This is a genomic window from Nocardioides ultimimeridianus, assembly GCF_054777895.1.
Map to the genome: position 1 here is coordinate 207,686 of NZ_BAAHAB010000017.1, position 14,791 is coordinate 222,476.

The following is a 14,791-nucleotide window of genomic DNA, read 5'->3' on the forward strand; positions in this document are numbered from 1 at the left end:
GGTCAGGCGGTCCAGCGGAGCGACTCGTCGACGAAGTCGGCGAGCGCGTGGACGCCGCGCAGGTCGCTGCGCTCGCCCATCAGCTTGGCGAGGCCCTGGGTGTGCTTCTCGCGCAGGGCGGCGCGGCGGGCGACCCGCTCGTCGATCGGGGTGGGCTCGGATCCCTGGTGCTGTGCGGTGTTCTCGTTCATGGATCCAGGGTGCGCGCGCCGTCGTACCGGCAGATTGAGCGCGGGTTACCGCTCGGTGACGCGGCCCGTGAGCCCGCTCACGTGGCCGTGGGCTGGCGCGACGCCGCGAACTCCCGCATACTCAAAACTAGAACGTGTTCTTGTTTCGAGCTGCCGCAGTGGGGGACCGATGTACGACTTCGAGGGTGAGAAGGCCGGCCGGGCCGACGGGGCCGACCGGCGTGGCGGTGCACCGCACCGCGCCCTGACGCTGCTGGAGCTGCCGCGCGTCGTCGGCGAGCTCACCGCCTCCAAGGTCGTCGACGCGGTCGCGCCGCGCCGGCCGAGCGGCGAGGGCCGCCCGGTCCTGGTGATCCCGGGCTTCCGGGCCACCGACGGCATGACCGGACGGCTGCGCGGCCACCTCAAGCGCCACGGCTTCCGGGTCCACGGCTGGGGCCAGGGCGCCAACATCGGCCTCACCGACGACCTCGTGGACGGCCTCATCGAGCGGTTCGAGTCCCTGCGCGAGCAGTACGACGAGCCGATCAGCATCGTGGGATGGAGCTTCGGCGGGGTGCTCGCCCGCTGGCTCGCCCACACCTATCCCGACGACGTCCGGCAGGTCGTGTGTCTCGGCTCGCCCTGGCGGGCCGACGGCGAGAGGACCCGTGCCACCGCGATGTTCGAGCGCTCGCGGCGCAAGCACGGCATCTCCGACCGGGCGCGCCCGATGGTCGACCTGCTGCGCGGCCCGGTGCCGGTCCCCTGCACGGCGGTCTGGTCGCGGACCGACGGCATCGTGCCGTGGCGCGGGTGTGCGGTCGAGCCCGCGACCGCGCCGCCGGCCGAGAACGTGGAGGTGCCGAGCAGCCACGTCGGCATGGTGGCGAACCCGCTCGTGCTCGACGTCGTCGTCGACCGGCTCTGCCAGGACCCCGCGGACTGGCGGGGGTTCTCCTGGCGCACCACGCTCGCCCGGAAGTGGGTCGGGGCATGACGGGCGGGGCGCTGGAGGAGCGCGACCCGGCGTACATCGCCGCGGCGCTGCCCCTGCTCAAGGTCGCGATGAAGGGCTACTTCCGGTCCAGGGTGCGCGGCATGGAGCGGGTGCCTGAGGGCGGCGCGCTGATGGTCGGCAACCACTCCGGCGGCATGCTCGCGATGGACGTGCCGATCATCGCCGTGGCCTTCGCCGAGCAGTTTGGCGCCGAGCGGCCGCTGTACTGCCTGGCCCACGACATGCTGTTCACCGGTGTCGCCGGCCCCTTCTTCCGCAAGTTCGGCTTCGTGCCGGCCGACCGCGCCAGCGCCCACGAGGTGCTGGAGTCCGGTGCGGTCACCATCGTCTTCCCCGGCGGTGACTACGACACCTTCCGCCCGACGCTCAAGGCCAACCGGATCGACTTCGCCGGGCGCACCGGCTACGTCCGCACGGCGATCCGCGCCGGCGTACCGATCGTGCCGGTGGTGTCGATCGGCGGCCAGGAGGCCCAGTTCCATATCACCCGCGGGCAGTGGCTCGGCCGGCTCTCGCCCTTGCGCAAGGTGATGCGGACCGACCTGCTGCCGCTGACCTTCGGGTTCCCGTTCGGGCTGATGCCGGCCGGTGTCGGCAACGTCCCGCTGCCCACCAAGATCGTGACCGAGGTGCTCGACCCGATCGACCCGGCGGACTTCGGGCCGGAACCGGACGATGCCGCCGTGGCCGAGATCGACGAGGTCGTGCGCGGCCGGATGCAGGACGCCCTCGACCGGCTCGCGCGCGAGCGGAAGCTGCCGGTGCTCGGATGAGCCTGCGGACCCAGCTCTGGTCGACCGGTCACCTGCTGCGCAGCGGGATGATCGGCCCGATGCGCCCCGACCGGTACGCCGGGATGGCCCGCATCCTGCGCCGCTACGGCCCGCACGCCACGACCGGCTTCGCGCTCGCCGCCAACCGCTGCCCCGACGCGATCGGGCTGATCGACGAGCGCGGGGCGCTGACCTGGCACCAGATCCAGGAGCGGGCCGACGCGCTGGCGGTGGGCTTGGTGGCGGTCGCGGGAGCGAAGCCGGCGTCGGTGGCGATCCTGTGCCGCAACCACCGCGGCTTCGTCGACGCGCTGCTGGCGGCCGGCCGGCTCGGCGTACCGGCGCTGCTGCTGAACACCGGGTTCTCCGGGGCCCAGCTGGCCGACGTGCTGGAGCGCGAGCAGGGCTCGCTGATCGTGTACGACGAGGAGTTCGCGGGGCTGGTCGCCGAGGCGCGGTCGCGGATCCCTGGGCTGACCGAGGTCGTCGCCTGGGTCGACTCCCCGCAGTCCGGCGCGACCGTCGACGCCGTGATCGACGCGCACCGCGGCGAGACGGCGCCCGTGGTCGCGCCGGGTCGGGTGGTGCTCCTGACCTCCGGCACGACCGGGACGCCCAAGGGCGCCAGCCGCAGCGGCGGCGGGCCCGAGGAGCTGGCCGCGATGCTGGAGCGGATCCCGTGGCGCGCCCGCGAGACCGTCGTGGTGGCCGCGCCGACCTTCCACGCCTGGGGCTTCGGGCAGCTGGTGATCGCGGCGACCATGTCCTGCACGGTCGTGCTGCGGCGGCGCTTCGACCCGGAGGCCACGCTCGCGCTCGCCGACCGGCACGGAGCGGCCGGGATCGCGCTGGTGCCGGTGATGCTCGAGCGGATCATGGAGCTGCCCTCGTCGGTGCTCGACCGCTACTCGCTGGCCTCGGTGCGCTTCGTGTCCGCGAGCGGCTCGCGGATGCGCGGCGAGGCGGTCATCGCGTTCATGGACCGCTTCGACGACGTGGTCTACAACAGCTACAACGCCACCGAGGCCGGCCAGATCAGCGTCGCGTCGCCGGCGGACCTGCGGCACGCGCCGGACACGGCCGGGCGGCCGGTGCGGGGCACGACGCTGCGGCTCGTCGATGACCTGGGGCGCGACGTCCCGACCGGGGAGGTGGGCCGGATCCTGGTCCGCGGCGCGTCGGAGTTCGACGGCTACACGGCCGGCGGCGGCAAGGAGTCGCTGGACGGCTACATGGTGTCCGGCGACGTCGGCCGGCTCGACGCGGAGGGCCGCCTCTTCGTCGTCGGCCGCGACGACGACATGATCGTGTCGGGCGGCGAGAACGTCTACCCGGTCGAGGTCGAGCGGGCCATCGGCGAGCTCCCCGAGGTGCGCGAGGTCGTCGTCGTGGGGGTCGCCGACGCGGCGTACGGCCAGCGGCTGGCGGCGTACGTCGTCCCGGTCGGTGCCGGTGCCGTCGACCCGGAGGCGGTGCGGGGCCACGTGCGGTCACGGCTCGCCGGCTACAAGGTGCCGCGCGACGTCGTACTGCTGGAGGAGCTGCCGCGCAACGCGTCGGGCAAGGTCGTCGTACGGGAGCTGCCGGGGGTGTCGGCATGAGCGCGATCGCACGGATGCCGGGTGGGGACGCGGGGTTCCTCTATCTCGAGACCCCGACGATGCACATGCACACCCTCAAGATCGCAATCCTCGAGGCGTCGCCGGACAACACCTTCGCGCGGCTCGTGCCGCTGATGACCGAGCGGCTGCGGATGCTGCCGGCGATGCGGCGTCGCGTGGTGCCGGTGCCGTTCGGGCTGCACCACCCGGTGCTCGTGACGCAGCGGACCATCGACCCGGGGCGGCACTTCTTCCGGCACCGGGTCGGCGGGGACGGCTCGATGCGCGAGCTGGAGCGGCTGATCGGCCGGATCTGCAGCACCCCGCTGGATCGCCGGGTGCCGCTGTGGGAGCTGCACCTCTGCGAGGGCCTGGCCGACGGCAGGGTGGCGATCGTCGGCAAGATCCACCACGCGATGGCCGACGGGCTGGCCGCCAACGCGATGCTCGCCAACATCATGGACGTCAGCTCGACCGACACCCGGACCGGTGTCTACGTCGAGGACGACGACGGCGCCGAGGACCCGAGCCGCAGCCTGCTCGTGCGGCACGCGCTCCGCGACGGGGCGCGGCAGCTGCTGGTGTTCCCGCGGCTGATCGCCAGCACCTTCACGCGGCTGCGGGCGGTCCTGCGCTACCGCCGGGGGATGGACGGCAGTGTGCCGCTGCCGGTCAAGGACGCGCCGCGGACCTCCTTCAACGGCCCGCTCACCCCGCGCCGCAGCTTCGCGACGGCCAGCATGCCGATCGCCGACCTGAAGCGGGTGCGCTCGGTGCACGCCGACATCGCGGGCCTGACCCTCAACGACGTCGTGCTCGGCGTGGTCTCCGGTGCGCTGCGCCGGTGGCTGGACCTGCACGACGAGAACCCGCGCTCCTCGCTGCTCGCCGGCGTCCCGGTCGGCCTCGACGCGCCGGGCGTCGAGCCGCGACTGATGGGCAACAACGTGTCCAACCTGTTCACCACGCTCGCCACCGACATCGACGACCCCGCCGCGCGGCTGCAGGCGATCTCGACGACGACCCGGCACGCGAAGGCCATCTCGCAGACGCTCGGGTCGGCGCTGATGGAGTGGTCGCAGTTCAGCCCGCCGGCGCCGTTCGCGGCCGCGGTGCGCGGCTACTCGCGGATCCGCGGCGCGCGCTTCCACCCGCCCGCGTTCAACGCGATCGTGTCCAACGTCCCGGGCCCGCGCGAGCGGGTGAAGATCGCCGGCGCCCAGCTCGCCGACGTGTTCAGCGTCGGGCCGCTCACCGAGGGCATCGGCCTCAACGTCACCGTGTGGTCCTACGTCGACCGGATGAACTTCTCGCTGCTCGCCTGCCCGGACCTGATGCCGGACGTGCAGGTGCTGGCCGGGCTGCTGCCCGCCGCGCTGGCCGAGCTGCTCGGATCGCCCGAGCCCGGCTCCACCGCGGGCTCCCCGGATCGCGCCGGCTCCACCGACTCGCAGGAGAGTGCATGACCTTCCAGCTCCTCGGCCGCTACGCGCTGGACGGGTTCCGGCGGCTCACCGAGGGCGCGGTGCCGGACGTGGCCGTGCCGCCCGCCGGCGTACCTCTCGAACTGCCGGGCCGGGGGACGACGTACGTCGTGGACCTGCCGGGCCCGTCCCCGGACGCGCCCGTGCTGCTGCTCATGCACGGCATCGCGACCACCGGGCCGCTGACCTGGTTCGCGGTCCTCGCCGAGCTCGCGGAGCGCTACCGGGTGGTGACCTTCGACCAGCGCTGGCACGGGCGCGGCATCCGCTCGGCGGGCTTCTCGCTCGACGACTGCGCGGACGACGGCGTCGCCGTCCTCGACGCGCTCGGCATCGCCAGGGCGGTGGTCGTCGGCTACTCGATGGGCGGCGCGAGCGCCCAGGTGCTGTGGCACCGGCACCCGGACCGGGTCGCCGGGCTGGTGCTCTGCTCCACCGCCGCCCAGTGGCAGGGGCACCTGGGGGAGCGGATCTTCTTCGCGACCCTGCGCGCCCTGAACCTCGGGCTGGCCGAGGTCGCCGCCGACCGGGTGGGAGCCCACCTGGAGGGCGTCGCCCCGCCTGTCGCCGAGCTGGCCCTGCGCGACTGGTGCCTGGCCGAGCTGCGCACCACCAGCCTGTGGTCGCTGCCGGTCGTCATGGCCGAGCTGGGGCGGTTCGACTCGACGGGGTGGATCGGTGCGGTCGGCGTACCGACCGGGGTGCTGGTAACGGCCCGCGACCACGCGATCCCGACCGCGCGGCAGCGCGAGCTGGCGGGCCGGATCCCGGACGCGGTCGTGCGGGAGTCGCCGGGCGGTCACACCTCGCTGATCTTCGACCTGGACCGCTGGCGGCCGGTGTTCCTCGACCTCATCGACGAGGTCGTCAGGTTGAGCGAGGCGTTTTCCGACCGCTCAGCCTGACGACCCGAGGGACCGGGCGGCCCGGACCCCGCTGGCCAAGGCGCCGTTCATGGTGCCGGAGTCCTCGGGGTCGGTGTACTCGCCCGCCAGCACCACGGTGCCGACCGGCTCGGTGAGCAGCGCGTTCGCGGTCTCGGTGTGGCCGACCAGGACGTGGGAGTAGCCGCCCGCGGTCCAGGGCTCGCTCGCCCAGTCGGTGAGCAGGGCGTGCTCGGGCCGCAGCCGGAGGTCGTGGCGCAGCGTGCGGACCTCCTCGGTCCAGCGTTCCGGGCCGTGCTCGACGCCGAGCGCGGTGCGCGCGGCGTCGCCGCCCGCGAAGGCGGAGACCGCTGCCAGGCCGGCCCGGCCGGAGTAGTCCAGGGAGTTCCAGGCCCACCACGCGTGCTGCGGGTGCTGGACCCCGCGCGCACGGTTGCGCGTGGCGGGCAGCGACAGCTTCGCGGCCGTGCCGGTGGCGACGTGCGCCAGGCCCTCGCGCCACCGGTCGGGGAACCCGTCGGTCCAGGCGAGGGTGTCCAGCAGAGCGAGAGGTACGGCGACCACGACCCGGTCCGCCGGCACGGTGCTGCCGTCGGCGAGCCCGACGCCGTCGCCGCCGATGGTCGTCACCGCGGCTCCGAGACGGACCGATCCGAGCCGGTGCGCGAGCTCCTGGCTGATCTGCTGGTTGCCGCCGACGACCCGCCCGGCGCCGTCGATCCCGGCCGCCTCGGCGCGCGCGACGTGGAAGCGCGCGCTCGCCCGGGCCGGGTCGCCCGCGGTCGAGGTCACGATCCGCAGGTAGGCCGGGTCCTCGGCGTACCGCTCACCGAGAGCCGCCTCGAACGCCTCGCTCACCGAGCAGTCCTCGGGCGGGATCTCCTTGCTGACGGCCTCGAGGGTGCTTTCGAGCTCGTCCAGGCCGGGCAGCCGACCGCGGACCATCCGGCGGTGGAAGCTGACGCCGTGCGGGGCGATCGGCAGCCCGAGGTCCGCGCAGAACCGGCGGATGGTGTGCTGGTCGGCGTCGATCCACTCGCCGCCGCGCTCGACCACGACACCGGGGGCGATCTCGTGGGACCACGTGCGGCCGCCGACGCGGTCGCGGGCCTCGAGCACGGTCACGTCGTGGCCGTCGGCGGACGCGGTCCAGGCCGCAGCGAGCCCGGCCAGGCCGGCACCGACAACCACGATCCTCATCTGCCGAGTATCGGCGAAGTCGGCCGCCGAGAACAGCCTTGTGATTCCCTACCCGGTCAGGTAAGTCCGCAGCCCCGCCATCGTCTGCTCCAGGATCTCCAGCAGGTCGGCGTCCTCGGCGGGCAGCCAGAGCTCGTAGGCGGTCAACGCCAGCGACAGGCTGACCTGCCCGGCCAGCAGCGGCTCGGGGTCGGTCGGCAGGCAGCCGCGGCGGGCGGCGACGTACTCCGCGATGACGGCCCGCCAGGCGGCGTACTGGTGCACCGAGTGGGCCTGCAGCTCGGGAGTGCGCAGGATCAGCCGCATCCGCTCGCGGTGGTGCTCCCCGGCCTCCGCCGGGAACCGGTTGAACTCCAGGACCCCGCGGTGCACCGCCTCGTGCACGGCCGCGCCCGCGGGCATGGCCCCGAGCAGGGAGCGGAACCCCTCGAGGGTGCGCGCGAAGCGGCCCCACGGGATGTCGTTCTTGCTCGGGTAGTAGCGGAAGAGGGTACGTCGCCCCACGCCGACCTCGGTCGCGATCGCCTGCAGGGTGGTGGCCGCGAAGCCGTCGCGCGCAAACAGCGAGAAGGCGGCCTGCTCGATGTCGGCGTGCGTCGTGGCGCCCCGCCGACCGCGCGTGCTGGAGACGTCCCGACCGGTCGACACCTTGGGAAAACTATCGATCCGGCGAGCCCCTGAACCCCTCCGTTCGGCGGGTCTATTTGGCCACCGGTGCCAATAGCGTCGGCGGGGTCAGATCACCCAGGAACAGCGCAGGAGAGAGGAGCCGAGATGGACAACATGGACAAGATCGAGGAGCAGCACAGCAGCGCCGACGTCGCCGAGGACCTGATCGAGGAGGTCTCGATCGACGGCATGTGTGGCGTGTACTGATGGACGCGATGCTGGGAGAGCCGTGGGCGCTGTCGCCGTCGGTGGCGCTGCGGCCCGAGCCGTTCGGCGCGCTGGCCTACCACTTCGGGAACCGGAAGCTGACCTTCCTGAAGCGCCCTGAGCTGGTCGCGGTGGTGCGGGGTCTCGGTGAGGCGCCCGACGTACGGACCGCGCTCGAGGCCGCGGGTGTCCCGGCCTCCCAGCACGCGGCGTACGCCGCCGCCCTCCGCGGCCTGGCCGCGACCGACATGATCCGCCCGCGAGCCATCGAGGAGAGCGTCGCATGACCACGATGATCGAGCGCCCGCAGACCGGGCCGCTGGTGCAGCAGTTCGAGTACGGGCTGGACGCCCCGATCTGCCTGACCTGGGAGCTGACCTACGCCTGCAACCTGGAGTGCGCCCACTGCCTGTCCTCCAGCGGCCGCCGCGACCCGCGCGAGCTGTCCACCGAGCAGTGCAAGGCGGTGATCGACGAGCTGCAGCGGATGCAGGTCTTCTACGTCAACATCGGCGGCGGCGAGCCGACGATCCGCCCGGACTTCTGGGAGCTGCTGGAGTACGCCGTGGATCACCAGGTCGGCGTGAAGTTCTCCACCAACGGGGTCCGCATCACCCCCGAGCGCGCGGCGTTCCTGGCCTCCACCGACTACGTCGACGTGCAGATCTCTCTCGACGGCGCGACCGCGGAGGTCAACGACTACGTCCGCGGCCCCGGCTCCTACGACATGGCCCTGCGCGCCCTGGCGAACCTGCAGGAGGCCGGCTTCGAGGACGCGAAGATCTCGGTGGTCTGCACTCGGGAGAACATCGGCCAGCTCGACGAGTTCAAGGCGCTCGCGGATCGCTTCGGCGCGACGCTGCGGCTGACCCGGCTGCGGCCGTCCGGTCGCGGTGCGGACGTGTGGGACGAGCTGCACCCGCTCCCCGAGCAGCAGCGCGAGCTCTACGACTGGCTGATGGCCCACGGCGAGGACGTGCTGACCGGGGACTCGTTCTTCCACCTGGCCGCGTTCGGCGAGTCCCTGCCCGGGCTGAACCTGTGCGGCGCGGGGCGGGTGGTGTGCCTGATCGACCCCGTCGGGGACGTGTACGCGTGCCCCTTCGCGATCCACGACGACTTCCATGCGGGCAACCTGCTCGAGGGCGGCTTCCAGCAGGTCTGGCAGACCTCGCCGCTCTTCACCGAGCTGCGGTCCCCGCAGACCGGTGGCGCCTGCTCCTCGTGCCAGTTCTTCGACTCGTGCCGGGGCGGCTGCATGGCGGCGAAGTTCTTCACCGGCCTGCCGCTGGACGGCCCCGACCCCGAGTGCGTCCAGGGGTACGGCGAGCACGCCCTGGCCGGCGACAGGACCATCCCCGCGGCGTCCCAGGACCACTCCAAGACCAACCCGACCCGCAACCAGCCGGTGATGCTCCAGCTGCTCACCCGCCCGCCCGTGTCGGCGTGCGCCGAGAGCCCCCTCGCCGGCTTCGACCCCGAGAGCTGAGAGACGATGAAGATCGAGAACCCCTGGAAGCAGAACCCCTGGTTCGAGTCGGTCGCGGTCGCGCAGGAGCGCGCGAGGAGGCGGCTGCCGCAGCCGGTGTACGGCGCCCTCGTGGCCGGCTCCGAGCGCGGCCAGTCCGTGACCGACAACCAGGCCGCGTTCGCCGAGCTCGGGCTCGCCCCGCACGTGGTCGGCCAGCAGCCCGAGCGCAGCCAGGCCACCACGGTCTTCGGGCAGCAGATCGGGCTGCCGGTGATCATCAGCCCCACCGGCGTACAGGCCGTGCACCCCGACGGTGAGGTCGCCGTCGCGCGTGCGGCAGCAGCCCGGGGCACGATCATGGGCCTGTCGAACTTCGCCTCCAAGTCCGTCGAGGAGGTCTGCAGCACAGGCGCGACGACCTTCTTCCAGATGTACTGGACCGGCGACCGCGACACGATGATCCAGCGGATGCAGCGCGCTCACGCGGCCGGCAGCAAGGGGCTCATCGCCACCCTCGACTGGTCCTTCTCGATGGGCCGCGACTGGGGCAGCCCCGAGATCCCGGAGAAGGTCGACCTGAGGACGATGGTCCGGATGGCGCCCAAGGTGGCGACCAAGCCGCGGTGGCTCTGGCAGTTCGGGCGCACCGGGGAGATCCCGGACCTGACCGCGCCGAACCTCGCACCCCCGGGCCAGACCAAGGGCCCGACGTTCTTCGGTGCCTACTACGAGTGGATGACCACCCCGCCGCCGAGCTGGGACGACGTGGCATGGATGCGCGAGACGTGGGCGCAGATCTCCGGCACCCCGTTCGTGCTCAAGGGCGTGTGCCGGGTCGACGACGCGCTGCGTGCGGTCGACGCCGGCGTCGCGGGCATCTCGGTGTCCAACCACGGCGGCAACAACCTCGACGGCACCCCGGCCGCGATCCGGATGGTCCGCCCCATCGCCGAGGCGGTCGGTGAGCAGATCGACGTGGTGATGGACGGCGGCGTACGACGCGGCTCGGACGTGGTCAAGGCCCTCGCGCTGGGCGCCAAGGCGGTGCTCATCGGCCGTGCCTACCTGTGGGGCCTGGCGGCCAACGGCCAGGCCGGCGTGGAGAACGTCCTCGACGTGCTGTCCGGGGGCATCGACTCGGCCCTGCGCGGCCTCAGCCTCTCCTCCACCGCCGAGCTGCGGCCCGAGCACCTGCTCATCCCGGACGGCTTCGACCGCGCCCTCGGCGTACCGACGCCGGTCCCGGTGGGGTGAGTGCGGTGGCGACCCGGCTCTCCTCCGCCGTGTGGCCCGAGCTCGAGGGGGACCTGGTCGTCCTGGTGCCCGTCGGGTCCATCGAGCAGCACGGCCCGCACCTGCCGCTCGACACCGACACCGCGATCGCCGAGGCCGTGGCCGCGGGCGCGGCTGCGGAGCTGGCGGCCGGGGGGCGCCGGGTCCTGGTCGCGCCCGCGCTGAGCTACGGGTCGAGCGGGGAGCACCAGGACTTCGCCGGCACCAGCTCGATCGGCACCAGCGTCCTCCACGACGTCCTCGTCGAGCTCACCCGCTCGATGCGGACCTGGGCCCGGCGGGTGGTCTTCGTCAACGCCCACGGCGGCAACGTCGCGGCCCTGCGCGGCGCAGCCCGGCAGCTGGTCGACGAGGGGCACGACGTCGCGTGGATCCCGTGCGCGACCGAGGAGGTCGACCTGCACGCGGGCCGCACCGAGACCTCGCTGATGCTGCACCTGCGCCCCGCCGACGTCCGGCTGGACCGGGCCGAGGCCGGGAACACCGCCAGCCTGCGGCAGCTCCTGCCGTGGATGATGCAGGGCGGGGTGAAGGTCGTGTCGGCGAACGGGGTCCTCGGCGACCCGGCCGGCGCGAGCGCCCAGGAGGGGGCCGCGATCCTCGCCGGGATGGTCCGGGACGTCGTCGGCCTGGTCGGAGCCCCCGCCCTGTCAGCCGTGCCATGAGCCGGGTGGTCCTGGTGACCGGGGCCGCCGGCGGCATCGGCGCAGCGACCGTGCACCGGCTCGCGGCCGAGGGTCACCACGTCCTGGCCGTCGACAACCGCGGCTGCGCCCTTGAGCGGCTGGCCGGGTGCGCGCGGGTGGTGACGAGGGTGGCCGACGTGCGCGACCGGACAGCGCTCGCCGACTGCGTCGAGGACGCCCGCGACCGGTGGGGACGGCTGGACGCGGTGGTGGCCGCGGCGGCGGTCGTCGCCGGCGGCGTACCGCTGTGGGACACGCCGGACGCCGACCTGCAGCTGCTGTGGGACGTCGACGTCCGCGGCGTGTGGAACACCGCAGCCGTGGCCGTGCCCGCGATGCTCGCGAACCCCGAGCCCGCGGGCTGCCGGTTCGTCGCGATCGCCTCGGCCGCGGGCAGTCACGGGCTCTACCGGCTCGCCGCCTACAACGCCGCCAAGCACGCGGTCGTCGGCCTGGTGAAGGGCCTGGCGGCCGACCTGGTCGGCACCGGCGTCACCGCCTGCGCCGTCTCCCCGGGCTCGACGCGTACGCCGATGCTGCGGGCGACCGCCGCCCTCTACGGGATGCCCGACGTGGACGCGTTCGCCGGCAACCAGCTGCTGCACCGGATCCTCGAGCCGGCCGAGGTCGCCGCCACGATCGCCCACTGCGCCGGCCCGGACGGCGCCCTGCTCAACGGCTCCGTCGTCCACGCCGACGGAGGCTTCGCGCCATGACCCGTGTGCTCCCCGACGGGTTCGAGGTCCGGCTGCGGCCCGACGTGCTGCACGCCGACGGCGGCGCGGTCCTGGTCGGCGGGTCGCCGACGACGTCGCTGCGGCTCTCCGGTGCCGCGCGGGACCTCATCGCCGGAGCCGGGGTGCGGGTGCGCGACGCCCGGTCCGACCTGCTGGCCCGCCGGCTGCTCGACGCGAACCTCGCCGATCCCGTCCTCGGGCACCACGGTGCCGAGGACCTGACCGTGGTGATCCCGGTGCGCGACCGCGCCGACCAGCTCGACCGGTGCCTCGCGGCACTGCGGCCGCTGCCGGTGGTCGTGGTCGATGACGCGTCCCTGGACCGGCGGGCCGTGGCCGACGTCGTACGCCGTCACGGCGCGCGGCTGGTGTCGCTGCCCGACAACCGGGGCCCCGCGGGCGCCCGCAACGCCGGCCTGGCGGTCGTCGACACCCCGCTGGTCGGGTTCGTCGACTCCGACGTCGTCGTCGATGCCGCGACGCTCCGCGAGCTCGCTCGCCACTGCGCCGACCCTCGCGTCGCCCTGGTGGGCCCGACCGTCGTCGGTCGCCCGCGGTCCGCCCGACCCCGCTGGTTCGAGCGGTACGACGCCGCGGCGTCCTCCCTCGACCTCGGCTCGCGTCCGTGCTCGGTGCGCCCGGGCGCGGCGGTCGGCTGGCTGCCCTCGGCCTGCCTGGTCGGCCGCACGGCCCTGCTCGGCGAGGGCTTCCGCGAGGGCTGGCGGGTCGCGGAGGACGTCGACCTGGTGTGGCGGCTGGTCGAGGCGGGGCACGTCGTCCGCTACGACCCGTCGTGCGTGGCGCGGCACGACACCCGCACGACGGTGGCTGACTGGCTGGGCCGCAAGTTCCTCTACGGGACCGGCGGCGCCCCGCTCGCCACCAGCCACGGCGACAAGGTCGCACCCGCGGTCCTCTCGGTGCCGATGGCGATCAGCGCAGCGGCTCTGCTGCAGCGCCGCTGGTGGTCGGTGCCGGTCGCCGCCGTCGGTGTCGCGTCCACCGCCCGCCGCCTGGCGGAGGTCCTGCCCGTCGACGAGGGATCCCGTGGTCTGGCCGCGCGCCTGTCCCTGCGCGGCCTGGGCTGGGCGGTCCGGCAGGAGGCCGGCCTGCTGCTGCGGCACTGGTGGCCGGTGGGGCTCGTGGGTGCGGTGGTCAGCGCGAAGGCGCGGCGGGCGGTCGCCACGGCCGTGCTGCTCGACCTCGCCCTGTTCCTCCGGGAGCGCACCGGGGTCCATCCCGCCACCGCGCTGGTGGCCCGGCGCCTCGACGACCTCGCCTACGGGTCGGGGCTGTGGTGGGGCGCCATCCGCCGCCGCGACCCCGGCTGCCTGAAGGTCCGGTGGCTGCGCCACCGCGGCTGATCCGGGTTCAGGACGGCTGGTGGGTCGCCTGATCGGTGCGGGCCGTCCAGCGCTGCTCGATCCGGCCGAACCGCCAGATCGCCGCGGCGACGCCCCAGACGACGAGGAAGACGACGACCACCACATAGCCGGCCGTCTGCAGGTCGACCTGGTCCGCCCATCCCCACACACCGTCGTGGAGCCCGAACGTCCGGCCCAGCAGCTGGATCACGATCTGCAGGCCGATGAAGAGCGCCAGGAACACCGAGAGCGCCGTCATCGTCAGGTTGTAGTAGACCTTGCGCACCGGCCGGACGAACGCCCACCCGTAGGCGCGGCACATGAGCACGCCGTCCACGGTGTCCAGCAGGGCCATGCCGGCGGCGAACAGCAGCGGCAGCGACAGCATCGCCCACACCGGCAGGTGCGCGCCGCCCGCCGACACCGCCAGGACCAGCAGGCCGATCTCGGTCGCGGTGTCGAAGCCGAGACCGAACAGCAGGCCGAGCGGGTACAGCTTCCACGGCCGGTCCACGCGGCGCAGGGCCCGGCCGAGCAGCCGGTTCAGCAGACCGCGGTCCGACAGCAGCTGCTCGAGCCGCCCCTCGTCGTACCGTCCCCGGCGCAGGTCGAGGAAGACCCGGGTGACGTTGACCAGGACGCCCAGGTTCAGCAGGCCGATCAGCAGCAGGAAGCTGCCCGAGACGCCCGCGCCGATGACGCCCGTCCACACGTGCAGGGCCGAGCCGGGATCCCGCAGCGGGCCGGCGAAGGCCCGGACGCTCGTACACAGCAGCAGCGTCATCGCGAACACCACGCTGGAGTGCCCCAGGGCGAAGAAGAAGCCGGTGGAGTACGGCGTACGACCGCGACGGACCATGGCGCGCGTGGCGTTGTCGATCGCCGCGATGTGGTCGACGTCGAAGGCGTGCCGCAGGCCCAGGGAGTAGGCCAGCGCGCCGGTGCCCACGCCGATCGCGGAGCCGCCGGCCACGTCGTGGCGCGTGGTGCACGCGAGCAGCAGCCCGAGACCGGCGGCGTGCAGCCCGACGACGACCGCGGCCATCGCGGCGAGCTGCGGCTCGACGCGGATGCGGATCCGACGGACACTGCTCGAGACTGCCTGGGACATCGCTGCTCCTCCTGGTCGGGACCTCGACGCTATTGCGAATCCCTTGCAGCTGGACCGTCCGGCGCGGCCGGTCTCCCCGCCTGATCGGGCAGGTGCCCCTGCCCGCCGAACGCAGGGTGT

The 14,791-nt window shown here is 73.6% G+C and carries 16 protein-coding genes; 12 read left to right on the forward strand and 4 right to left on the reverse strand.

Annotation, left to right across the window (positions count from 1 at the left end; translation table 11 throughout):
* Positions 1–2: 2 nt before the first annotated feature.
* Positions 3–191 carry a hypothetical protein gene (locus ACYU8V_RS16350; protein WP_460848843.1) on the reverse strand — a complete coding sequence of 63 codons (189 nt, stop codon included), beginning with the start codon at positions 189–191 and terminating at the stop codon, positions 3–5.
* 169 nt (positions 192–360) lie between these two features.
* Between ACYU8V_RS16350 and ACYU8V_RS16355 the strand changes: the two genes are divergently transcribed.
* From ACYU8V_RS16355 to ACYU8V_RS16375, 5 genes are read left to right on the forward strand one after another with little or no spacing between them, the layout of a single operon-like run.
* Positions 361–1,170 carry an esterase/lipase family protein gene (locus ACYU8V_RS16355; protein WP_460848844.1) on the forward strand — a complete coding sequence of 270 codons (810 nt, stop codon included), beginning with the start codon at positions 361–363 and terminating at the stop codon, positions 1,168–1,170.
* Positions 1,167–1,964, forward strand: coding sequence for a lysophospholipid acyltransferase family protein (locus tag ACYU8V_RS16360; RefSeq protein ID WP_460848846.1), 798 nt, complete (start codon positions 1,167–1,169; stop codon positions 1,962–1,964). Before ACYU8V_RS16355 ends, ACYU8V_RS16360 begins: the two co-directional genes overlap by 4 nt.
* Positions 1,961–3,565, forward strand: a complete 1,605-nt coding sequence (locus tag ACYU8V_RS16365; protein WP_460848847.1) for an AMP-binding protein — start codon at positions 1,961–1,963, stop codon at positions 3,563–3,565. Before ACYU8V_RS16360 ends, ACYU8V_RS16365 begins: the two co-directional genes overlap by 4 nt.
* Positions 3,562–5,031, forward strand: a complete 1,470-nt coding sequence (locus ACYU8V_RS16370; protein ID WP_460848848.1) for a wax ester/triacylglycerol synthase family O-acyltransferase — start codon at positions 3,562–3,564, stop codon at positions 5,029–5,031. Before ACYU8V_RS16365 ends, ACYU8V_RS16370 begins: the two co-directional genes overlap by 4 nt.
* Entirely contained in the window at positions 5,028–5,954 is a 927-nt protein-coding gene (locus ACYU8V_RS16375) for an alpha/beta fold hydrolase (protein WP_460848849.1), read from the forward strand. Before ACYU8V_RS16370 ends, ACYU8V_RS16375 begins: the two co-directional genes overlap by 4 nt.
* On the opposite strand, the gene ACYU8V_RS16380 is transcribed toward ACYU8V_RS16375, so the two are convergent.
* Both ACYU8V_RS16380 and mftR read right to left on the reverse strand, forming a co-directional pair.
* Positions 5,946–7,133 carry a flavin monoamine oxidase family protein gene (locus tag ACYU8V_RS16380; RefSeq protein WP_460848850.1) on the reverse strand — a complete coding sequence of 396 codons (1,188 nt, stop codon included), beginning with the start codon at positions 7,131–7,133 and terminating at the stop codon, positions 5,946–5,948. The genes ACYU8V_RS16375 and ACYU8V_RS16380 overlap by 9 nt on opposite strands.
* A gap of 48 nt (positions 7,134–7,181) precedes the next feature.
* Entirely contained in the window at positions 7,182–7,781 is a 600-nt protein-coding gene (mftR, locus tag ACYU8V_RS16385; protein ID WP_460848852.1) for a mycofactocin system transcriptional regulator, read from the reverse strand.
* 126 nt (positions 7,782–7,907) lie between these two features.
* Between mftR and mftA the strand changes: the two genes are divergently transcribed.
* The 7 genes from mftA to mftF are packed head-to-tail and all read left to right on the forward strand — an operon-like array spanning position 7,908 to position 13,560.
* Positions 7,908–8,009 (forward strand): mycofactocin precursor MftA, encoded by a 102-nt coding sequence (mftA, locus tag ACYU8V_RS16390; protein WP_460848853.1) that lies wholly within the window; start codon positions 7,908–7,910, stop codon positions 8,007–8,009.
* Positions 8,009–8,296, forward strand: a complete 288-nt coding sequence (mftB, locus tag ACYU8V_RS16395; protein ID WP_460848856.1) for a mycofactocin biosynthesis chaperone MftB — start codon at positions 8,009–8,011, stop codon at positions 8,294–8,296. The genes mftA and mftB overlap by 1 nt, the downstream gene beginning before the upstream one ends.
* On the forward strand, positions 8,293–9,498 hold the full coding sequence (mftC, locus tag ACYU8V_RS16400; RefSeq protein WP_460848857.1) for a mycofactocin radical SAM maturase: 1,206 nt from the start codon (positions 8,293–8,295) through the stop codon (positions 9,496–9,498). The genes mftB and mftC overlap by 4 nt, the downstream gene beginning before the upstream one ends.
* Positions 9,499–9,504: 6 nt before the next feature.
* A complete protein-coding gene (gene mftD, locus ACYU8V_RS16405; protein WP_460848859.1) occupies positions 9,505–10,734 on the forward strand; it encodes a pre-mycofactocin synthase MftD in 1,230 nt (409 codons plus the stop codon).
* 5 nt (positions 10,735–10,739) lie between these two features.
* On the forward strand, positions 10,740–11,438 hold the full coding sequence (gene mftE, locus ACYU8V_RS16410) for a mycofactocin biosynthesis peptidyl-dipeptidase MftE (RefSeq protein WP_460848861.1): 699 nt from the start codon (positions 10,740–10,742) through the stop codon (positions 11,436–11,438).
* Positions 11,435–12,175 carry a mycofactocin-coupled SDR family oxidoreductase gene (locus tag ACYU8V_RS16415; protein WP_460848863.1) on the forward strand — a complete coding sequence of 247 codons (741 nt, stop codon included), beginning with the start codon at positions 11,435–11,437 and terminating at the stop codon, positions 12,173–12,175. The genes mftE and ACYU8V_RS16415 overlap by 4 nt, the downstream gene beginning before the upstream one ends.
* Positions 12,172–13,560, forward strand: coding sequence for a mycofactocin biosynthesis glycosyltransferase MftF (gene mftF / locus ACYU8V_RS16420; protein ID WP_460848865.1), 1,389 nt, complete (start codon positions 12,172–12,174; stop codon positions 13,558–13,560). Before ACYU8V_RS16415 ends, mftF begins: the two co-directional genes overlap by 4 nt.
* A 7-nt stretch (positions 13,561–13,567) precedes the next feature.
* On the opposite strand, the gene ACYU8V_RS16425 is transcribed toward mftF, so the two are convergent.
* Positions 13,568–14,671, reverse strand: a complete 1,104-nt coding sequence (locus tag ACYU8V_RS16425) for a HoxN/HupN/NixA family nickel/cobalt transporter (protein WP_460848868.1) — start codon at positions 14,669–14,671, stop codon at positions 13,568–13,570.
* Positions 14,672–14,791: the final 120 nt, after the last annotated feature.